Here is a 21,941-nt window from a genome sequence, read left to right as displayed (position 1 = left end):
TGCCATAAATTAAAAATAGGAAATCATTCTGGGAGCAAATGCAGGAAATCAAAATTTTTCTCCACCAGAAACGTGGATAAATGCCCGCCAGGTAGTAATATTAAAAGAGGCTGCATCATTTATTTATGATACAGCCTCTTTGAAATATTTCTTATAGTTCATTACTGTTATATGAACAGGCTTACTATAAAGTAGGTAAGCGCTGCAAGCAGCCCACTGATAGGGATAGTGAGTACCCATGCCCAAAGCAGACTTACGGTCACGCCCCAACGAACGGCTGAAAGCCTTTTGGTAGCACCCACGCCCATAATGGCGCCTGTGATAACGTGAGTGGTACTGGCAGGGATACCCAGGTGCTCAGTGAGGAACAGGGTAATAGCACCTGAAGTCTCAGCAGCTACGCCTTCCAACGGGGTTACCTTGGTAATGCGCGTACCCATTGTTTTCACAATCTTCCAGCCACCGCTCATTGTACCAAGTGCAATACAGGTGAAACACGCCAGCGGAATCCAGTCCGGAATTGCTTTCAGGTTAGGGATATATCCCGCAGATACCATCGCTGCCGCAATGATACCCATTACTTTCTGGGCATCGTTACTGCCGTGGCCAAGGCTCAGTGCTGCGGAAGAAGCCAGCTGTAAGCGTTTGAACCAGTTCTCAGCACGGAAGGGGTTGGCTTTACGGCAAATATTCACAATGATGATGGTGATGATAAAGGCCACCACCATACCAATCAGCGGCGCCAGTACAATGAAGTACACGATAGGCAGCACTTTGTGGTAGTTGATTACATCCAGTGTGCCAGCGCTGGTCACGGCCGCTCCAATGAAGCCTCCAATAAGCGTATGGGACGAACTGGAAGGAATTCCCAGCCACCAGGTAAAAAGGTTCCAGGTGATAGCGGCAACAAGACCGCAAAGAATCACTTTCAGGGAGATGTATTGTTCAAATACAGAGCTGGCAACAGAGTTGGCTACTTTAAATTCTCCAATGATATATTTGGCAATAAAAAAAGCCGCAAAGTTGAATACCGCGGCCCAGAGCACTGCCTGAAAAGGGGTAAGTACCTTGGTCGACACAATTGTGGCGATAGAGTTGGCTGCATCGTGAAACCCGTTGATGTAATCAAAGATGAAGGCCAGGATACAAATAATTACTAATAATGTCATGGTGTCACTGCGTTATGCGTTCAGAACAAGATCACTCCGGAATCAGGAGTATTTGATTATAATGGTTTCAATAACGTTGGCGCAGTCTTCGCACTTATCTGTCGCGATTTCCAGCGCCTGGTATATTTCACGCATTTTAATCAGCTCTGCCGCATTCTGTTCAGTTTCAAACAGGTCGGCTATGGCCATATCGTAAATATCATCGGCATGGTTTTCCAGGCTGTTGATCTTTACACAGGCATCAGTAATGACGCGCATGTTCTGCATGTTACGCAGTTCAGGGATAGCTTTGTGTAGCTCCAGCACACCCAGATGTATCAGTTCGCAGAGTTTACGGATACTTTCATTCAGGTTGGTTACTTTATACAGATCCATCCTCTTCGCAGAGCCGTGGATATAATCAGCTACATCGTCCAGGGTGGCAGCCAGATAGTGAATATCCTCACGATCAAATGGCGTGATGAAGTTCTGTCCCAGCTCTACAAATATGCGATGGGTATAGTCGTCATTTTTGTGCTCAAGCCGCTCGATCAGGTGCACTTTATCCTTGCGGACAGCCAGATCGTTGGTTGCAACCAATTCATTCAGCACCTGCGCCATTTCCACCAGATTGGAAGCCACGTCTTCAAATAAAGAATAAAATACCCGGTCTTTCGGCATGAATAGTTTAACAAAAGAATTGAAGCCTCCCATACGTTTGAGTTTAAAAATTTGCCGCAAAAATAGTTTTCAGAATCAATAGGAGCCAGAAAAAAACCTGAATTAATAATTCCTTAACACTGGATTAATATAAAAGTAATATAGCAATTTTTCCTTTGTATTGAAAATAATACTCATGAAACAGGTCCCTACAGCCTGTATATACTAAAATTAATGTCTGACAAGCGCCCATTAGATATAGTCGTGATCTCAGATGTACATCTCGGGATCTATGGCTGCCATGCCAAAGAACTTATTCAGTACCTGGACAGCATTGATCCCCGTATCATGGTACTGAACGGCGATATTATTGATATCTGGCAATTCAGCAAACGATACTTCCCCAAGTCACACACAAAGGTTATCCGCAAGATCCTCAAGATGATGGGCAAAGGAACGGAAGTATACTACCTCACGGGGAACCATGATGAAGCTCTGCGCAAGTACGCCGGCTTTGAGCTCGCCAACTTTACGATCGATAACAAACTCGTACTCGAAGTAGATGGTAAGAAACACTGGTTCTTCCACGGTGACGTATACGATGTTACCATGAAGAACTCCAAATGGCTCGCCAAACTAGGTGGAAAAGGTTACGATCTGCTCATTATCCTGAACAGATTCGTGAACCATATCCTCGAAGGGCTGGGCCGCGAGAAAATGTCGTTCTCCAAAAAAGTGAAACAAGGCGTGAAATCCGCAGTGAAATTCATTTCCGACTTTGAACAGACCGTAGCGGAAATAGCAGTGGATAAAGGTTTTGACGTAGTGTGCTGCGGACATATCCATCAGCCGCTGATCAAAAACATGCAGGTGGGCGATAAATCCGTTACCTATCTGAACTCCGGCGATTGGGTGGAAAGTCTTACCTCTCTCGAATACTCACACCAGCAATGGTCCCTGTACCAGCATCCCGTAAGCAAAACAAAAATCGTCCTTCCTGAAGATGAAGACGACGCTGCCAGCAGCTGGGATGCGTCGAAGATAATTACCTTCCCCGGAAACTGACCCCCGGCACATACAGGTTTAATGTATTTTAATATATTTGCATATATTAAGGGTTTAATATTATTTTCACAAAATCATAACAAGTGCTTAATATTAAATTAAAGGTAGACTATTAAGTTTGCCGGAGTAATAATAATTAAGTGTGACCATATTGACACATTTGGAAATGAAGATAAACATGCAATGAAAGTTTTGAAGTTACATCCGTTAATGACTATCTCCCTATTGCAGATGCAAATGCAGCGTTTGTTATCCTGTAATGTTGCTGTGTACGTGCGCCATTCCCTCGCAAACGCATTCGATACACTGAAAGATGCGGGCTTTGCCGAAGATAATCTGGTAGAATTTCCAATAGATGAAACGCTGAGTTTGCGCGAGTTTGAAGAAGAACTGGAAGACCGGTTCAATTTCACACTTGAACTATGCAATAAGGACAACAAGCCATTCATGAATAAAAGCCAGCACCTGTTTCAAATCGCTTCCGCCACTTCACAGGACAGGCAAGACGAGCGTAACTACCAGCTGGATATTTCCCTGGATATGCTGACAAATAAAAACAGGCAGGCTCCACCTTCCTATCTTATCTGACCATATCAGTCCGTGTAACCCAGATCATAAACCTTATTCTGTATCGATTCCTATGAGCCCGTACCTCTATCTTTTTTCGTATACACCTATACGTTAGTATACGATTAAACATCCTCCACAATTAACATTCACGTAATACGCCGTTAACAGTGCGATAATTTTGCACAGATACTTTTGCCTCCGATATTAAAACGGGATTAAAACCGTATTAAAACAAAATACAAAAGTACTGTGAAAGGCATCTTCTCTGCACAACTTTGGGTAACAATCGTATTCACGTTATTAGTAAATGCTGTATTCGCCGGAGACCCCGCGAAAATCGCCGGTAAAGTAACTGACAAAAAAACAAACGAACCACTGATCGGCGTAACCGTAGTGGTGCAAGGCACTTCCAAAGGCGCCGTAACTGACGTAGAAGGCCGTTACTCCCTCTCCGTAGAACCGGGAAACTATACCATCGACTTTAAATACATCGGATACCAGACCAAATCAGTCTCCGATGTAATCGCAAAATCCACCACGCCTGTATACCTTAATGTAATTATGGATGAACCTAAATCCAAAGAATTGCAGGAAGTGGTGATCAGAGGCTCTTTCAAACAGGAAACCATCAATGCATTATACGCTGCACAGAAAAGTAATGCAGTCGTATCTGATGGTATCTCCGCAGATCTTATCAGAAAATCACCAGATAAAAATACGGGTGAAGTATTAAAAAGAGTAAGCGGTACCAGCATCCAGGACAACAAATTCGTAGTGGTACGCGGTCTTAGCGAAAGATACAACACCACGCTGATGAACAACGCCCAGATGCCCAGTACGGAGCCCGATAAAAAAGCATTTTCATTCGACATTATTCCTTCATCCCTGATAGATAATATCACTATCTACAAAACCGCTTCTCCGGACCTGCCGGGCGATTTCGCCGGCGGCGCTGTAAAAGTGAGCACAAAAGACTTCCCGGATCAACGTTTCCTCGAACTGCAACTCAGCACCGGTTACAATACACAAACTACCTTTAAGGACTTCTACGCTGCACCTCCAAAAGGCAAATATGATTTCCTCGGTTTTGACGATGGTTCCCGTGCATTGCCATCTGCTTACAAAAAAGCATCTGATAATTACACGCTGCTCGAATCTTCGGATAAAATCGCCATCACCAAACAGTTTCCCAATACTTTCAGTGCCGGGAAATCAGATGGTAAAAGTCACCCGCCATTCGGCATACAGTTATCTACCGGTAACAGCTGGCAGGTAAAGAAGAACAACAACAAGTTTGGATATATCTTCTCCGTTAACTACGGCAACAACAATCGTCGTAATTTCCGCGAACGCAGCGAGCGTACTGTAACCGAACATCTCTTTGACTATAAAGATGATATTTATGTAAAAGCCGTGAACCTCGGCGCTGTGCTCAACCTGGCCTATAACTTCGGTAACAACAAGATTGCGCTGAAGAATTTTTATAACAACGATTACAACAACAGCTTTGTACGCAGATCCGGACTCCTGTTCGATAATAACGACGGACAACCACGCATCAGCTACAACAACGAGGTTACGCAGAACAGCCTTTACAACACTACACTGGAAGGACAGCACAACTTCGGAAAAGATAAACTGGCTATTGACTGGAACCTCTCCTACGGCAGGTCTTCCCGGAACCAGCCCGATCAGCGTATTCTTTCTTTCAGGCAATATGCCGGTGATGATTTTTATACGCTCTCTCTCTCCAACGAAAACAACCCCAACATCACAGAAGCAGGCCGCGTATATACTAAACTCACTGAAAATATCTATAGCGGCAACCTGAACTTCTCCCTGCCTTTCAGATTGTTCGGACAGATGCAGAAATTCAAATTCGGTGGCATGAAGTCATACAGAAGCCGCGATTTCTCTGCTGTTGCGCTGGGTTATGCTACGGCTTTCTCCCACTCAAATATTCCATTGTCGAAAGAGGTAACTGTTGATAATATTTTCAGCAACGAAAATATCGACAGATATAAAATCCTGCTGGCAAGAATTGACCTGAACAACAAAGACTACAAAGGTACCGGCGATCTCAATACCGGCTACCTCATGTTCGATAACAAACTTACAGAAGCATTACGCCTCGTGTGGGGCGCCAGGATTGAATCCTATACGCAGGTACTCAAAACGATTGGTCAGCCTGATCAGCGCTATGAGAACACAGATGTACTACCTTCTGTAAACGCGACCTATGCACTCAATGAACAGAATAACCTGCGCCTCTCTTTTTCACAAACAGTGAACAGACCTGAATTCAGGGAGCTGGCGGCTTTCAGGTACTATGACTACGATACTGAATATCTGATAGAAGGTAACAAAAACCTGAAACGCAGTACCGCTACCAATGCAGATCTCCGCTGGGAATTCTTCCCTGGCGCAGGTGAGATCATCTCTGTATCGGGCTTCTATAAACGATTCAATAACCCGATCGAGCAAACAAACGACGGAAACAATATCCTCTCCTACAACAACGCAATAAAAGCGGTTGACTTTGGAGGTGAGCTGGAATTCCGTAAAAGACTGGGTTTTATCGGACAAAACAAAATATTTGAGAACATCGTGTTCTATGCCAACGCTGCTTATATCTACTCAAACGTAGATCTGCCAGGTGCTGATGGAAGCAAGAAAACACCACTGCAAGGCCAGTCGCCTTACCTGATCAACAGTGGGCTCTCTTACGCTCCGGCTGATAATAACTTCTCTGTAAACCTGTTGTACAACCGTATTGGTCAGCGTCTCCGCTTCAGAGGTATGAACCTCGGTCTCGACACTTACGAGAGACCACGCGACGTAATCGACTTCCAGGTTAGCAAGCGTTTGTTCAAAAATGCAGGTGAGCTGAAACTGAATATCTCAGACATCCTTGCACAACCCATTGCCTGGTATTACAAATTCCCTGGCACTGACAAAACAGCCTACAAGAGCGGACATGATTACATCATCAGCTCTATGAAGCCGGGAACTACGTTCACTATTTCTTTCAAATACAATTTCCTGTCAAAGATTAAATAGTCGTTCATCTAATCTTGTAAATAGTCTCAACACCTTAACTGTTAATCAAAAATTTCAGGTAACATGAATAAGAATTATGTACTGTCACTGCTGGCCGCCGCTTCCCTGGCTGCTTGTAGCAAAAACGACGATAATAATGGTACTACGCCTCCGCCTTCTACCGGAAACGACACCGTAATGATCAGAGGTAAGATCTCTGCAAACCAGACGTGGTCTAAAAACAAAGTGTACAAGCTGCGTGGATACGTTTATGTAGATGCTCCTGCTGTACTGACTATCGAAGCAGGTACACAGATCATCAGCACCCGCGACTCCGCTGGCGTACTGGTTATCTACAAAGGCGCACAAATCAGCGCAAAAGGCACTTCCGACAATCCTATCGTATTCACGTCCGGTCATAAAGACAAACTTCCTGGTGACCTGGGTGGTATAGTACTGGTAGGTACTGCTCCCGGTAATGGTAACCACGCTAAGCTGGAAGGTGGTGTTGATGGCGACCACAGTGCGTTTGGCGGCACAAAGGTTGATGACAACTCCGGTGCAATGCAATACGTAAGAATTGAATATGCCGGTAAAGCCGTAGCTAAAGACGATGAAGTAAATGGTCTGTCACTGTACGCGGTTGGTAACAAAACAACACTGGATCACATTCAGGTTATAAATGGTCTGGATGATGCCTATGAATTCTTCGGTGGTACTGTTAATGCGAAATATCTGATCGCTTATAACTGCGCTGATGACGATTTTGATATGGATGATTCTTACTCCGGTATGATTCAGTTTGCCGTGTCTGTTAAACAGCCATCTTTCACTGATACCAAATCTGGTGGCGATGTATCCAACAACTTTGAAGTTGATAACACTAACGGTAAAATTCCGCTGGATACCAAGCCTACAACTTTCCCTATATTATCTAATTTCACTGCTATCGGTCCTAATGGTGATGCTAAAACCAGCAAAGACTATGGTTACGGTATGCGTTGGAGAAGAGGCGCACAGTTCATCCTGGGGAATTCTATCGTAATGGGTTCTCAGCTGGCTGCTATGCGAATTGATGACAACCTGACCATGACTTACTATAACGATGGTATCAGCGGTGTAAGAAACTCTCTGCTGCATGGAACTACTACACTGTTCTCAACAGCAGATGCATCAGGAACTGTAACACTGACTGCTGATGCCCTGCAGGCACTGGTTAAAGGTCGTGATATGACTGCAACCTTCACAAACGCTGCTGACATTAAACTGAAAGATCCATTCAACAACAGGACTCCTGATCTGACTCCTCAGACTGGTTCTCCTGCTATCACAACTGAAGCTAAGTTTGCTGATAAACTGTCCGATGCTTTCTTTGATAAAGTGAAGTACCTGGGTGCTATTGATCCGGCTAACGACTGGACTAAAGCCAAATGGGTAGTTTGGGACAGAGTTGTTGTAACTCAATAAGTATTTTTTTAGATTTCATAAGCTGTATTTACACCGCCCGGGTTTATACCCGGGCGGTTTTTTTATGAAGATGTGTTATCAGCTTATGCTTACCAGATCACTACTCTGGCTGAATCGGGGAGAGCCATTTTGCTGCCGTCTGCACAACCCCATGCAGCCTGGAATTCCTTCAGGTGAGGAAGTGGTCCGTTGATGCGGTATCTGCCCGGAGAGTGAGGATCTACCTGGATTTGATTTTGCAGGGCGGCTTCCGTGATGTTGGTATGCCATACCTGCGCCCATCCCAGGAAGAAGCGCTGCTGCCAGGTGAAGCCATCGATAGGTTTGGGCTCGCCCTTGCCTTCGAAGGATTTCTTCAGGCCATAATAAGCCAGGGTAAGACCTCCCAGGTCAGCGATGTTTTCACCGATTGTGAGCTTACCGTTGATGAAGAATTTAGGTGCAGCTTCTATACTGCTGAAATAGTTGATGTATTTGTTGGCCAGTTTTTCGAAATTAACGCGGTCTGCTTTGGTCCACCAGTTTTTCAAGTTACCATCTGCATCGTACTGAGAACCCTGGTCATCGAAGCCGTGAGTGAACTCGTGGCCGATTACAGCGATGATACCACCGTAGTTGATGGCGTCGTCAGCGTTAGGGTTATAGAACGGAGGCTGAAGGATACCTGCAGGGAATACCACTTCGTTGTTTAGCGGATTATAGTATGCATTTACCGTTTGTGGTGTCATACCCCATTCGCTTTTATCAACAGGCTTACCTATTTTGTCGATATTCTCTTTGTGCTCGTAAAGTGCAGTGGCGATAACATTTTCCACCAGTTTGCCCTTATCAATTTCGATAGAAGAATAATTTTTCCATTTGTCAGGATACCCGATTTTGTATGTAAAGGCAGCCAGTTTTTTGCGGGCCATCTTCTTGGTTGAATCGCTCATCCAGGAAAGGTTGTCTATTCTTTCACCGTAAACGCTACGCACATTCTCAATCATCTGGGAAACTTTCTGTTTGCTGCTTTCAGGGAAATATTTTTTCACAAACAGCTTACCCAGCGGCATACCGAGATGTCCATCCGTAGAGCGGATGGCTCTTTCCGGACGTGCTTTCTGTGCTTTCCTGCCGGTAACAACAGTGCCAAAGAAATGGAAGTTTTCATCGTCCAGTGCTTTAGGCAGGAAGGTGGCAAATTGTTTCAGCAGCTGCCATTTGGTATATGTTTTCAGCGTTTCCAGCGGCGTGCTTTTCAGCAACGCGTTGGCATTGGCGAGATAAGGTTTGTTTTCGATGATGATGGTGTCTGCCTTGATATCCTGTTTCTGCGCAAAACCATCCCAATCGAAGTCGGGAGCCAGCTTCTTCAGTTCGCTGAAAGCAGCCCTGTTGTAAGTTTTCTCAGGGTCGCGGCGTTCCACGTTGCTCAACTGTATTTTAGCCAGTTTGGTCTCAAGTTCAAGGATGGTTTTCCCAGGATTGGCTTCCGGGAAACCCGCGAGACTGAACATTTTATCCACATGCTTTACAAACTCATTGCGGACATTCTGGGTCGCAGAGTCAGGCCTTTCGTAGTAGCTTTTTTCACCAAGGCTAAGTCCGGACTGTGCTTCATACAGTATGTTCATCTTGCTGTCCTTGGCGTCTGCATCAGCGTAGAAGCCAGCAAAAGAAGAAACGCCGATCTTCATCAGCTCGCCTGAAACGGTTGACAGATCAGCCAGTGTTTTAATGCCGTTGATCTTGTCGAGATAAGATTGTAACGGGGTAATACCGCGTTTTTCAATAGTGGCGGTATCGAGGAAAGAGGTGTAATAGTCGGCAATTTGTTGTTCTTCAGAACCTTTCTTGAGGTCTGATTTGCTGGTGATTTCAGCAATAATACCTTTCAGGCGTACTTCCTTGTTTTCCTTGTCGAGGATATTGAAGGCGCCCCAACGGCTTTCAGTAGAGGGAATAGGGTTGTTCTTTTTCCAGTTGCCGTTTACATAATTATCGAAATCATCGCAGGCTTTGTTGGCAGAATCAATATCGGCCAGGTTGAATGCCGGGACTTTGGTTGTGTCCTGCGCCTGTTGCGACGACGGACCTCCTGAATTGCAGGCCGCCAGGGTGACCATAGCGGCCAGTAACGGTAATTTAACCGCATTTGTTTTGCTCATATATAAAACAGGTTTAGTGGCTAAAGTTATGGAAAACAGGGCAGCTATCGACCGTTCATTTATATGAACGGCAATGTTCATATAAATCCTGCATCATCAAATCGTTAATTTTCTGAATAATTAGGTAGGTTTGTACTGTAAAAAGAGCGTGTTTAATGAGTTTCAGGTTTAAACTATACCGGATATTAACAGCACTGGTATTGATTATCGCAGGTTTCTTCACAATTTTTGGGCTGTTGATTACATTGTTTGCCGGCACTAACCCGATGATGTTGCTGTCATTGTTCATCTGGGGGGCAGGTTTTATCCACAGTATCCTTTCGTTATATCTGCAGCGGAGCTGGCTGGCGCCAGGGATACCGCTGAAAGAGAATACCCCGACAGGTATCCGGATCACAGGCGTTATCACATTGATCTTCGGAATTATGCTTTTCTTCAGTGGCGCAGCGCTTACAGCAGCCACTCCCGAAATGTTTAATGAAGTAGTGAAGCAAATGCCGACGCAGGAAGCAGATAGCATTAATCCGGCGATACTGCGGCCCCTCGGCGCTATATTCCTGGTACTGGGCTTGTTGATGGTATTCAATGTAAACCTGTCGTTCAGCTTCCTGAGAAAATGGAAACAGCGGCAGGACGACAGTACTGTTCTGGATGATATAAACTAACGATTATGGAACAGAAAGAAATTGCCAGCAGGGAAGATATCGAACTGCTGGTGAATAGCTTTTATGATAAAGTCAAAGCGGACGACCTGATAGGCTTTATTTTTAACGACATCGCCAAGGTAGACTGGCCGCATCATCTTCCTATCATGTACGACTTTTGGGAGAGCCTGTTGCTGGATACCGGCAAGTACGGGCGAAACGCCATGGAGCCGCATTTCGAGCTGAACAAAAAAATACAGCTGCAACCCGCTCACTTTGGGCGCTGGCTGCAACTGTTTGAAGCGACAATATCCGAACACTTCACCGGCGAAAAAGCAGAGCTGGCAGTAACCAGAGCCAGGTCTATCAAAGGCATCATGTCGCTGAAGATGGAAAAGATCAACAACCCGGAAATGTAGCACCATATTGCTTCTCCGGGCCTTCACCTTTAAATGGAATGTATGCAACCATTAGCAGAGCGGTTAAGACCTGTAACGCTGGACGAACTGGTGGGGCAGGAACATCTTACCGGGAAAGACAGTATACTCAGAAAAGCTATACAACAGGGAAAAGTGCCTTCCATGATTCTGTGGGGCCCTCCCGGCGTTGGTAAAACAACCATCGCCAATATCATTGCACATACGCTGCAGGTGCCTTTCTATACGCTGAGTGCTATCTCCGCCGGCGTAAAAGAAGTGCGCGAAGTAATAGAAATGGCGCGGCGTCAGAACCATGCCGTATTGTTCATCGATGAAATACACCGCTTCAACAAATCACAGCAGGATGCACTGCTTGGTGCAGTGGAAAAGGGAATCATCACCCTGATAGGTGCTACCACAGAGAATCCTTCTTTTGAAGTGAATGCTGCGGTGTTATCCCGCTGCCAGGTATATGTACTCAAACCCCTCGGAGAAGAGCAGCTCATGCAGCTGTTACAGCAGGCGATGGAGAAAGACGAATGGCTGAAAACAAAGCACATAGAGCTGAAAGAAACCACCGCCCTCTTTAATATCTCCGGCGGCGATGCCCGCAAGCTGCTGAACCTCTTCGAACTGGTTGTGGGCACATTACAGGAAGATCCCATCGTCATCACCGATCAGAAGGTAATGGACATCGCGCAGCAGCGTGTAGCCATTTACGATAAAAGCGGCGAACAGCACTATGATATCATCTCTGCCTTCATCAAATCTATCAGGGGCAGCGATCCCAACGCCGCAGTTTACTGGCTGGCGCGCATGATAGACGGAGGTGAAGATGTGAAGTTCATTGCCCGCAGGCTGGTGATACTGGCGTCTGAAGACATCGGTAATGCCAATCCCAACGCCCTGCTGCTGGCTACCAACTGCTTCCAGGCAGTAAGTATGATAGGGTATCCTGAATCGCGGATCATCCTCTCGCAATGCGTTACTTACCTGGCTTCCTCTGCCAAAAGTAATGCCTCCTATATGGCTATTAACATCGCGCAGTCATTGGTCGCCAAAACCGGTGATCTGCCTGTGCCTATGCATATCAGGAATGCCCCTACTAAACTGATGAAGGAAATGGGCTATAGCAAAGGATACGCGTACGCACATAATTACGAAAGCAATTTTGTATTACAGGAGTTTCTACCAGATGCAATCAAAGGAACTAAACTATATGACCCGGGTAAAAACCCACGGGAAGAAGAGTTACGCCGGTACCTGAAGCAATTGTGGAAAGAAAAATATAACTATTGACTATGATCATCCTGATGTTGTTATTTTGATGATGTCGATAACACTTTAACCTCCGCTCATCAGCATCATCAAAATAACATCAGGATAATCACAGTTTTTCTTTGGATAATATTTCGAACTCCTGCTCTATTCTCTCCCCATTTTCATCCACTAGCGTAATCGTATGCTTACCGGCAACAGGATGTAGTGCCATCTGATGGAACTCTGTAGTGGCGCCAATAAAGTTATTATCAAGATGCCAGAATATTTTAGCCGTGCTGTTACGGTGAGTAGCTGTAAAGATGGTCTGGCCTGGTTTACCATCGATCTCAACGGGAACGAATATACGGGCATTGGGCCTTGGATAGATAAGCTCCATAGGCGCACGGTCCTGCCCTAATGACGAAAGGCAATCGGGCTTGTAGGGAGGAAGCGGTTCATAATAGTTTTTACTGCGGTAGTAGTACTCCTGGGATGGCGGCAGCACAAACCAGGGCTTGTGTTGCATGAACTGTGGCGATTCACAACTCTCCGTAACGCGCCATTGGCCGGTTCTGTCGAGGTGCACAAGTTGATGATAAGGGCAGATACCCGCCCTGATACCAGCTGCCGGTACATAGATGGAGTCCTTTTCATTGCAGAGTTCTCCGGCGCGGAAGCCGCTCTTACGGCACACTTCAATTTTACGTAGATGTGCATAAGGTGTATTGAACCAACCACCTGTCTGTAACAGACGGAAAACATCAAAGAGTATGGGCGCAGCTGTAGATACGCCTATCAGGCCTGGCCTTCCTTCTCCATCGGCGTTACCCACCCATACGCCGGTTACATACCTGGGAGTAACGCCAATAGCCCATCCATCACGAAAACCGAAGCTGGTGCCTGTTTTCCAGGCGATGCGTTGAGAAGATGAAAACTGCTGCCAGAGTAGTTCTTCACCAGGTCGCATTACTTCTGTCATTGCCTGGAAGGCATACCAGATAGAGCCGGCGTCAATTATGCCGTCTTTACTGAGGTTGTACCTGGACTCGCGCCTCATATCGCGGCGATAGTTGGGCGCATGAATATCATCGAGATCATATTTGCCCTTGTACTGGTCCATGTGCAGCAGCGTGCGTGCCAGGCTGGCATACATGCCACACATCTCCCATAATGTGGTTTCTCCGCCACCGAGAATAAGCGACAGCCCATAGTGATCTGCAGGCTTGTCGAGCGTAGTGATGCCAAGTTTTTTCAGTAGCGTATGAAACCTTTCATAACGGTACATCTGCAACATGCGTACTGCCGGTATATTGAGCGAACGGGCAAGAGCGCGGGATGCAGGAACGACCCCATCGTAACCAAGATCGAAGTTCTGTGGTGAATAACCGGCTATTTGTGTGGGGATATCAGGTATCAGCGTATTGGGCAGGATAAGGCCGTCATTGAGCAGGGCCGCATACAATACCGGCTTAAGGGTGCTGCCCGGGCTTCTTCTGGCTTGTATAATGTCTACATGACTTTCCAGTTCAGGATCAGCTGGATTGTAGATGTTGCCAACGTATGCAAGGGTATTGCCTGTTTCTACGTCCAGTACCAGTACAGCTGCATTGTTGATACCATTGGCTTTATAGGCGCTGTGGTATCTTTCAGCAATGGCCGTTACATTGCGTTGTAATGCCGCGTCAATGGTACTGCGGATTTTTGTAGGCCCGCTGCTGTGCTCCTGCTGATAATCTTGCCGGAAGCGGTCCAGCAGGTGTGGCGCATACTGAGGCAGGGGTAGCGGCTGGTCCGGTAACGGTTCCAGTTTGGCCAGCTGATAGGTAATACTGTCTATGGTGTGCCGTTGATACAATTTCTCCAGCAGCTGATTTCGTTTAGTCATTAACGTTTGGCGGTTACGCCCCGGATGAACCAGGGCCGGACTGTTAGGTAAAACGGCCAGTGCGGCCATTTCACCCCAGGAAAGCAGATCTGCTTTCCTGCCATAATAGCGCCACGAGGCGGCTTCCAGCCCTACCACGTTACCCCCGAAGGGAGCATTGGCAGCATACAGTGCGATGATTTTCTTTTTAGAGGCGGCAAACTCAAGCCGTGTGGCCAGCACCGCTTCAATGAGCTTCTGCCATATATTACGCGGCTTGTTGCGCGATATACGGATTACCTGCATCGTAAGCGTACTGCCACCGCTAACCACTTTTTTGCCGCGCAGGTTTTGCCTGATGGCCCTCGCCATTGCAGCAGGATCTACCCCCCAATGATAATAGAAACGTTTGTCTTCATATGCTACAATACATTCCTCAAACTTCTCTGGCACATGTGGGTTGTAGGGAAACCGCCATTGTCCGTCGGATGCTATGCCTGCATTGAGCAGGTCACCATTAGCATCTTCCAGCACAAATGACGTCGGACTGGTAAACAATTGCCGGGGCAAACAAAAATAATAAGCTATGAGCACGATGCCTGCCGCAGCAAGCCACCACTTTCGTTTTATGCACCATTGCCTGATACGGGTCAGCTTCATGTATATGTGTTGTAATCAATTTGAGCTGTTCATTATCATTATTTTAAAATGAACAGCGGACATGTTGAATGGATAAAATGAACACGGAGCCTTTCTAATCACCCCATAATTTCACTGCTCCGAAAAATTTTTCAAAAATCCACAAAATTCAATTTTTATGACGAAGCAATTTAATGAAATAGTGACGCTTATTATGCAGTCACGTAATAATGCTCAGAGGAAGGTGAACGCAGAGTTAGTAAACCTTTACTGGCAGGTTGGCGAGTACATTCATGGGAAAATCAGAAATTCGATCTGGGGCGATGGTACAGTGCAGGAGCTGGCAGATTTTATCAAGAAAAATCATCCTGAACTCAAAGGGTTTAATAAACGGGGATTGTATCGAATGAGACAGTTCTATGAAATGTATACGTCTTCAAAATTCATTATGGAGTATGATAATTCTTATTTTGCTGATAATAAGCGTGATGTAATTGTGTCAACACCGTTGACACAATTTAATGTTACAAACATCTATCATACGATTTTAGTGAAAATCGGCTGGTCACACCATTTATTGATTATGTCAGGTGATAGAACTGAGAAAGCAAGAGAGTTTTATTTAAGACTATGCACTAAAGAAAACTATTCTTACAGGGAATTAGAGAGACAGGTAAACAGCTGTTTATTTGAGAGAACCATGCTTGGTAACGAAGCAATGCAACCAGTTGTAAAAGAAAAACATCCTGATGCTGTAAATGTGTTTAAAGACAGATATGTATTTGAGTTTTTAAATCTGCCGGAACCTCATAGTGAAAGTGACCTGCAAAAAGCATTACTGCAAAGGATGAAGATGTTTATACTGGAGTTGGGAGGAGATTTTTGTTTTGTCAGTCAGGAACACAAACTATCAGTTGGAAGAAGTCATTTTTATATTGATCTTTTATTTTATCACAGAGAATTGCAATGCCTGGTTGCGTTTGAATTGAAGACGACGGAATTTCAACCTGAGTATATCGGAAAGCTGAATTTTTATCTGGAAGCACTGGACCGGGACATAAAGAAGAAGCATGAAAATCCCAGTGTCGGTATTTTGTTATGTGCAGGGAAAGATCATGAAGTGGTTGAGTATGCAATCAGCAGGACTCTTTCTCCGACAGTTATATCTGAATATCAAACTATACTGCCAGACAAACAATTGTTGCAACAAAAACTCCATGAACTGATTGAGAATGAAACGTTGAACAGAGAATAATTTCGAAAGGTAACACCCGCCACGCTTCTCGTAGAACAGCGCACCCAGGCGGAGCTTTTTTATTTATGACAATCCTTCCACGCTTTATCTAATCTCTAAACTAAATGTTAGTCCAAAGAAAATGCCCCCAAAAGGTAGCTAACCTTTTGGGGGCATTCATTATATAATATTCCTACTTCGTTACCTCTACCCATTTACCAGGCAGGAACGCACTGATCGTATTGTCATACATAGCTTCACAGGACACCGCCGGCAGATAATACCTTCCAAGATATGCCGCATTCAGCAGCACATTGTAAGTGCGGGCTTTATTTTCTTCAATGTTGAAGTAAGTATACACCCTGTCATCACGTATATCCATATACGTAGCCGGTGAAGAATGGAAGGCGCTGTCGTTGTCCATCAGGCGGGTATTGAGTATTTCCCATCCTGAAGGGAAGATCTGCGAGAGTGCCATTTGTTCGTAATAGCCGCGTTTACCCGGATTCTGTATGGTAACAGTAGCCATGAAATCTGTTCCCTGTTTGAGTGTAGATGGATCAATGGGTTTGCCATCACGGGTTTTGTACTGTACCTGAAGGCCAAGTACATCCGGATTATTGGATGGCGCAGGCTCCTGTCCTGCTTCTGGCTGACCCTGCAGTATGAGGCGGACATACAGTACATTCTGTCCGCTATTTTGTATGCTTACATTGCCGTTGCTGGTGTTGAAGGTTACAGGTACCTGTGACAGGAACGATTGCCCATTTACATTGCCTTTCGCGCTGTTCAGCGTATAGCTGAAGTTCATCTTGCTGCCACCCTTGTTGTTGCCGCAATACTTCGCTACTGCTATCAGTGAATAGGCGGTAGTTTGTGTACTGTACCACTGATCATTTTGTGAAAGCCTTGCTGCAATCTGTCTCACCATTTCACCGGCACGACTGCGTTGTCCGAGGATCGTGAGTGTTTCCAGGATCATAGCCTTGTCGCGGAGATCAGAACCGAATGTACCACCCAACTGGTTGTATGGTTTTACATCAGTGCTCAGACCCTGTATGAGCGCGTTGGCAACCTCCGGCTGGCCCGCCAGCCTGTATGCTGCTGCCAGTCTCCACTTGGCAGGTACGGAGAGATATTTGAATTCTTTCAGCCTGTTCATAGCGCCCAGCTCTGGTGATTTGGCAAGTGCCAGCAAATAGAGACGGTAAGCCTGTGTAAGGTCGCCACCGTAGAAGTTCTGCGAATTAGGCGTATAGGTGGCCGCTTTATTGCGCTGATATTTTTTCCATTGATCCAGCATGCCGGCCGGCAGCGTATAGCCGCGCGTCTGTGCTTCCAGCAGGAAGTTACCGGCGTAGTTGGTACCCCACTCGTCGGAATTGCCTTCACCCGGCCAGTAGCTAAGTCCGCCGTCGGATGTCTGGAATCCTTTCAGTCTGTTGATACCGGCTTTAACGTTACGGTCTATCTCGGCAAGCTGTGTCTCTTTCAGGTCCATCAGCTGGTTGAGCACCAGTTGTGGGAATACGCCGGAAGTAGTTTGCTCTATACAACCATGCGGATAGGCGATCAGGAACTGCAAACGCTTACCCAGGTTCAATGACGGGATAGTGGAAACTTCCAGCACACCGGTATTGGTGCCCGCCATGCCTACAGGGCTGAATGCGCTGTTCCAGCTTTTGCCTCCTTCCAGCGTGTATTCAATCACGTTAGAGAGCATCGGATTCGGATTGCGTATATCCAGTTCCACATTTTCTTCTGCTCTCTCACTGCCGCTGGCGGCGGTTACTTTTATTTTACTAATGCCTACCTGTGGCCTTACTTTCACATCAAAGTATACCAGCTGTTCACCAGGTTGCGGGAAGGTAACAGTTTTTGTATGTTCTCCTACTACTTCCAGAAGCGGACTGGTGGAGAGTGTTACGGTGGCGGACCGAACGCTTGGCTCAAGACCGAATACCGTAACCGGTAGTTGTATCGTTTCTGACGGCCCCAGTACGCGTGGTGCGGTTGTCAGCAGCATAAGCGGCTTTTTCACGGCTACAGTCTTTTCTGCAGAGCCGTAAGCGCCATCCTGACCCGCTACCACCATAGCCTTTACGGAGCCGATATAAGGAGGCAGTTTAAACTTATGCGTCTGTTTCTGACCACTCTTCAGATAGAATGGCCCCATGTATTTCACTACAGGCTTGAAGCGGTTGGCTTTGGCGTTGCCCGCATTTTTATTGAGTCCTTCATCACCGCCAATGCTCAGGATACGGTCCATATCTGCACCCCATGCACCAATTACATAATCGAAGAGGTCCCATGTTTTCACACCCAGTGCTTCCCTTGCATAGAAAGATGCATGCGGATCGGGAGTTTTGAAACGGGTGAGGTCAAGTAAGCCCTCATCCACGATCGCTATCGTGTAGGTCATCGCTTTACCCGCAGCCTCGCTGACAGTAATACTGGCCTCTGTTTCAGGCTTCAGCTTATCCGGCATGTTGATCACTGGTTTCAGGATAGTGCCCGGATCATCAATAGATACGGGTATGGTGCCATACATCCTGATAGGCAGATCGTTGATGGTTTGGGCATGCGGTTGCAACAGGGTAACGTTAACGTATATATTGGGAGCCATGTTTTTCTCCGCCTTGAATTTAAAGGTGGTCTGGCCCTGTTGTGTATTAACCCAGTATGTTTTCAGCACCTTGCTGCCTGATTCAATGCTGATCAGACCACGTCCGCCGGCACTGCTCGGGATAGTAAGATTAATGTCTTCCCCGGTCTTATATTGCTGTTTATCTGAGGTAAATACCAGCATTGATGCCTCTGCCGGATTTTCTTTCTGCATTCTTTCTGCCCATCCCGGCCAATCGATATATACAGCTTTACCTGCTGTGTGCCCGCTTTGCAGGTCTTTCACACGCACGAGGTAACGACCCCAGTCAGGATAATTGATCCGCAAATCCCATTTGCCTTTACCATTCTGGATGGTAACGGTTTCCTTGGTCAGCAGCTGATTATAGCTATCCTGTGTGAAGTTGGAGTATTCGTCAGACTCTCCTTCGTCCCACCACCATCTCCATTTGATTTTATATACTTCAACCTGTACCTCACGACTACCGGAGGTAAGGTTGCCGTTTTCATCCACGTCTACAATCTCGATGGTATGTGGTTTGTCTGTCAGCAACATGCCAGTGGTGCGGTCTCCTTGTGGCATGCGCAAACCTGCGTATGACGTGAAGGGGTTATAAGGCATGGAGAAGTGATCAATGCTGAAGTCTCCACCAGGCTCAAATACTTTCACTTCGAAGTTGGCTTTCAGTTGCCCGGGCGCCAGCTTACCTAATTGCATGGAGGCATTGATGGAGGCTGTTCCGCTTTCACTCAGCGGCCCTTCGAAGATGGTTTTATTTTCTGCTTCAAAATGAGTTACCGGATCATCGAATGTGAAGCCGGAGAAGTTCTTGAAGCTGGTATTTTGCTGCACGAGGGAAACATCCACTTTCGCTTTCAGATGCTGTGCGGTAGCGCCAAACAACCACATGGCAGACAAAGTGCCTTGTGTGCCGTTTTTCGAAATGGAGGTGTTGCTGCCAAAATCCATTTTTATTTTCAGGCGGTTCGGCTTCACGGTTTCCACACGTACATTTTTCTGGAAAGTGGCGCCGCCTACTTTCACTTTGGCTACCCAGCTTCCGGTAGGATCATCAGGACTGGTAGCGGTGGTGAAATTATAGAAGCCATTCATGTTCTCGTGCTGATTGATACGTTTGTACAGCTGCCCTTTAGGATTGTACAACTCCATCGTAACCGGATGATCAGCAGGTAGTTTACGGTCTTTATCTTCAAGAATAAACGTCAGGTAGATAGAGTCGCCGGGACGCCATACACCACGTTCTCCATACAGGAAGCCTTTGATGCCGCTCTGCACTTCTTCGCCTTGTACATCAAAGCGGCTTAATGGAAGAGAGCTTCCGTCATCCAGTTTGAGATAGCCCCTTTCATTTTCTTTTTTGGCGATAAGCAGGTATGGTTTACGTTTCAGTTCAAAGGTCGCCAGACCATCTCCATCACTCTTGGTTTTGAAGATCACCTGGTTTTGATAGTCGAGCACCTCCAGTTCCACACCGGTGAGGGGTTTGGCATCGCGTATATCCGTTACTGCTACCAGCATGCTGTTATCATTGCCTCTTTTGGCAATGAGACCGATGTTGGAAGATATAATATTGCGGGATGCCCACTTGTCTTTGCTGTAGTATGAATTGGAGCAGATGTCGCTACGGCGTTCCCAGTCATATCCATAAGGATAGTAGTTATCATAGCGGGTCCAGAACTCGTCGTCTTCATCTATCTTTTCACCATAACTATAATACTCGTTATCTTCTTCTTTCTTATCTTTTTCACCCTCTTTACTGCAGGTCGTGAGAGCATATGCTTTACGGAAGCCGATGGTAACGCGGTAAATGGCGCCAGGCTCTGTACGCAGCAGTTTGTCGAGATCGAGGAAGAAACGGTTTTTCTTATGCAGGTTAACGGATTTGTCGGTATCCAGCCTGATGGTTTTCTCTACTACGGGTCTGGCTACACGACGCAGTTCCTGATCACCGTTCAGGTTGTTGCGCTGCAGGTATTGCGGCACATTGTTCTCATATATTTTGATGATGGTAACGTCTACTGCATTCAGGTTAACGGCTTCAAAAGGCATTACCAGCTTATCACTCTGTGGCAGAATAACCCCTTTGCCAGGAATGCTAACGGAAGGTAAGGTGTTCTCAAAATTTGCATTGGCGCTGAAAGTCTTGCCCAGTCGCTTATCTGTGATGTTGATAACGCCTTCGTTGATCAGCACATTGTAGCTGCCTTCCAGTCTTACGGGAGCATATACTTTCACTTCGCTACCATCGATGGTGTATCGCAGATCACTCTGTCCGCTGATACCGATCAGCCCTTCCAGTGTCTGGGCTACGCTTACCGGATCAGAGAACTGCACCAGCAGATGCTGTTCCGGATCTGACATCGCCTTTACGTCCAGTACTTTGAAGTCTCCGATAGCAGGCACCTCCACGGTTTTCTTGCCTTCGTTGTCCACTTTGAGCGGGCTGCCGCTCCACATGATCTCCAGGTTACGTGCGATATTGGCACGGGCAATATTGTTAATAGTGAATTTCGACGTACGCTCAGCGGCGTTATGTTGCCAGGTTACAGGCAGTGTTTTACCGGCATACTGGGTAGTCAGGATCTTTTCTATAGACTGTGGGTTTTCCACATCGGCAGTATAAATGGTACCGGTGAGGGTCATCTGGTCGAGAGATGTGTTGCTGCTGGCTTTCAGGCCAAATACATCTATAGAGAAAGATGGTTTGATCACCTTGAAGCCGAAGTCAAATGATTTGAGCTCCTTCGGCACATCCATTACTTTACCCAGTTTGAAGGTGGCCTCATACGTTTTGCCAGGTTGCAGATTTTCATCCGGCCTGAACTCAATGGTAGTAGCGTCCACCCAGTAGGCTTTCCCTTTGATAGAAGGAGAAAACTCAAAGACCTCCTTGTCCAGTGGTTCATTTTGTGTGTGCGTTACATTTACCTGTCCGGCAAGATGAACGCGGATCGGACTTTGTTTTGAAATGATCCCTGCGGTATAAGCCTCAATATATCTTGCAAACTCGGGGTTCATTTCTTTCCGGCTTGTCCGGCATCCGCTGATTACAGACAGCAGTGCCAGAAAAAAACATAACATGACTACAGCGCAGCGCCGTTTTGTTGGGTACATCAGGTATGGATTATGGTGATTAAC

At 46.2% G+C, this 21,941-nt stretch carries 13 protein-coding genes; 8 read left to right on the top strand and 5 right to left on the bottom strand.

Going from position 1 to position 21,941, the window contains the following annotated elements; genetic code table 11:
- Positions 1–167 precede the first annotated feature (167 nt).
- Positions 168–1,169 carry an inorganic phosphate transporter gene (locus VM802_RS00510; RefSeq protein ID WP_325526833.1) on the bottom strand — a complete coding sequence of 334 codons (1,002 nt, stop codon included), beginning with the start codon at positions 1,167–1,169 and terminating at the stop codon, positions 168–170.
- 42 nt (positions 1,170–1,211) lie between these two features.
- On the bottom strand, positions 1,212–1,862 hold the full coding sequence (locus VM802_RS00505; RefSeq protein ID WP_325526831.1) for a DUF47 domain-containing protein: 651 nt from the start codon (positions 1,860–1,862) through the stop codon (positions 1,212–1,214).
- A 180-nt stretch (positions 1,863–2,042) separates the two neighbouring features.
- Here VM802_RS00505 and VM802_RS00500 point away from each other — a divergent pair, with 180 nt between their 5' ends.
- The 4 genes from VM802_RS00500 (at position 2,043) to VM802_RS00485 (ending at position 7,949) form a co-directional block, all read left to right on the top strand.
- Positions 2,043–2,873: a UDP-2,3-diacylglucosamine diphosphatase gene (locus VM802_RS00500; RefSeq protein WP_325526829.1), complete on the top strand. Its 831-nt coding sequence runs from the start codon at positions 2,043–2,045 to the stop codon at positions 2,871–2,873.
- Between the two features lie 183 nt (positions 2,874–3,056).
- The gene (locus VM802_RS00495; protein WP_325526827.1) at positions 3,057–3,461 is read left to right on the top strand and encodes a hypothetical protein; all 405 of its coding nucleotides are present in this window, start codon (positions 3,057–3,059) and stop codon (positions 3,459–3,461) included.
- Positions 3,462–3,692: 231 nt separating this feature from the next.
- The gene (locus VM802_RS00490; protein ID WP_325526825.1) at positions 3,693–6,503 is read left to right on the top strand and encodes a TonB-dependent receptor; all 2,811 of its coding nucleotides are present in this window, start codon (positions 3,693–3,695) and stop codon (positions 6,501–6,503) included.
- 63 nt (positions 6,504–6,566) lie between these two features.
- The gene (locus VM802_RS00485; RefSeq protein ID WP_325526823.1) at positions 6,567–7,949 is read left to right on the top strand and encodes a beta-helix domain-containing protein; all 1,383 of its coding nucleotides are present in this window, start codon (positions 6,567–6,569) and stop codon (positions 7,947–7,949) included.
- Between the two features lie 89 nt (positions 7,950–8,038).
- On the opposite strand, the gene VM802_RS00480 is transcribed toward VM802_RS00485, so the two are convergent.
- A complete protein-coding gene (locus VM802_RS00480) occupies positions 8,039–10,096 on the bottom strand; it encodes a M13 family metallopeptidase (protein ID WP_325526821.1) in 2,058 nt (685 codons plus the stop codon).
- Between the two features lie 155 nt (positions 10,097–10,251).
- On the opposite strand from VM802_RS00480, the gene VM802_RS00475 reads away from it, so the two are divergent.
- The 3 genes from VM802_RS00475 to VM802_RS00465 are packed head-to-tail and all read left to right on the top strand — an operon-like array spanning position 10,252 to position 12,458.
- Positions 10,252–10,761 carry a hypothetical protein gene (locus VM802_RS00475; protein ID WP_325526819.1) on the top strand — a complete coding sequence of 170 codons (510 nt, stop codon included), beginning with the start codon at positions 10,252–10,254 and terminating at the stop codon, positions 10,759–10,761.
- 5 nt (positions 10,762–10,766) lie between these two features.
- Positions 10,767–11,159: a group III truncated hemoglobin gene (locus tag VM802_RS00470; RefSeq protein WP_325526817.1), complete on the top strand. Its 393-nt coding sequence runs from the start codon at positions 10,767–10,769 to the stop codon at positions 11,157–11,159.
- 42 nt (positions 11,160–11,201) lie between these two features.
- Entirely contained in the window at positions 11,202–12,458 is a 1,257-nt protein-coding gene (locus tag VM802_RS00465) for a replication-associated recombination protein A (protein ID WP_325526815.1), read from the top strand.
- An 88-nt stretch (positions 12,459–12,546) separates the two neighbouring features.
- On the opposite strand, the gene pbpC is transcribed toward VM802_RS00465, so the two are convergent.
- Positions 12,547–14,943 (bottom strand): penicillin-binding protein 1C, encoded by a 2,397-nt coding sequence (gene pbpC / locus VM802_RS00460; protein WP_325526813.1) that lies wholly within the window; start codon positions 14,941–14,943, stop codon positions 12,547–12,549.
- A gap of 157 nt (positions 14,944–15,100) precedes the next feature.
- Here pbpC and VM802_RS00455 point away from each other — a divergent pair, with 157 nt between their 5' ends.
- Positions 15,101–16,177 carry a PDDEXK nuclease domain-containing protein gene (locus VM802_RS00455; RefSeq protein ID WP_325526811.1) on the top strand — a complete coding sequence of 359 codons (1,077 nt, stop codon included), beginning with the start codon at positions 15,101–15,103 and terminating at the stop codon, positions 16,175–16,177.
- A 172-nt stretch (positions 16,178–16,349) separates the two neighbouring features.
- On the opposite strand, the gene VM802_RS00450 is transcribed toward VM802_RS00455, so the two are convergent.
- Positions 16,350–21,917 (bottom strand): alpha-2-macroglobulin family protein, encoded by a 5,568-nt coding sequence (locus VM802_RS00450; RefSeq protein WP_325526808.1) that lies wholly within the window; start codon positions 21,915–21,917, stop codon positions 16,350–16,352.
- Positions 21,918–21,941: the final 24 nt, after the last annotated feature.

It is taken from the genome of Chitinophaga sp. (genome assembly GCF_035538455.1).
Lineage (GTDB): Bacteria > Bacteroidota > Bacteroidia > Chitinophagales > Chitinophagaceae > Chitinophaga.
Note: the sequence above shows the minus strand (reverse complement) of the source record. Positions and strands in the feature narration are given on the sequence as shown.

Coding starts and splice junctions, on each gene's coding strand:
- VM802_RS00510 (WP_325526833.1), bottom strand. CDS start 1,169: ATGACATTATTAGTAATTATTTGTATCCTGGCCTTCATCTTTGATTAC.
- VM802_RS00505 (WP_325526831.1), bottom strand. CDS start 1,862: ATGGGAGGCTTCAATTCTTTTGTTAAACTATTCATGCCGAAAGACCGG.
- VM802_RS00500 (WP_325526829.1), top strand. CDS start 2,043: ATGTCTGACAAGCGCCCATTAGATATAGTCGTGATCTCAGATGTACAT.
- VM802_RS00495 (WP_325526827.1), top strand. CDS start 3,057: ATGAAAGTTTTGAAGTTACATCCGTTAATGACTATCTCCCTATTGCAG.
- VM802_RS00485 (WP_325526823.1), top strand. CDS start 6,567: ATGAATAAGAATTATGTACTGTCACTGCTGGCCGCCGCTTCCCTGGCT.
- VM802_RS00480 (WP_325526821.1), bottom strand. CDS start 10,096: ATGAGCAAAACAAATGCGGTTAAATTACCGTTACTGGCCGCTATGGTC.
- VM802_RS00475 (WP_325526819.1), top strand. CDS start 10,252: ATGAGTTTCAGGTTTAAACTATACCGGATATTAACAGCACTGGTATTG.
- VM802_RS00470 (WP_325526817.1), top strand. CDS start 10,767: ATGGAACAGAAAGAAATTGCCAGCAGGGAAGATATCGAACTGCTGGTG.
- VM802_RS00465 (WP_325526815.1), top strand. CDS start 11,202: ATGCAACCATTAGCAGAGCGGTTAAGACCTGTAACGCTGGACGAACTG.
- pbpC (WP_325526813.1), bottom strand. CDS start 14,943: ATGAAGCTGACCCGTATCAGGCAATGGTGCATAAAACGAAAGTGGTGG.
- VM802_RS00455 (WP_325526811.1), top strand. CDS start 15,101: ATGACGAAGCAATTTAATGAAATAGTGACGCTTATTATGCAGTCACGT.
- VM802_RS00450 (WP_325526808.1), bottom strand. CDS start 21,917: ATGTACCCAACAAAACGGCGCTGCGCTGTAGTCATGTTATGTTTTTTT.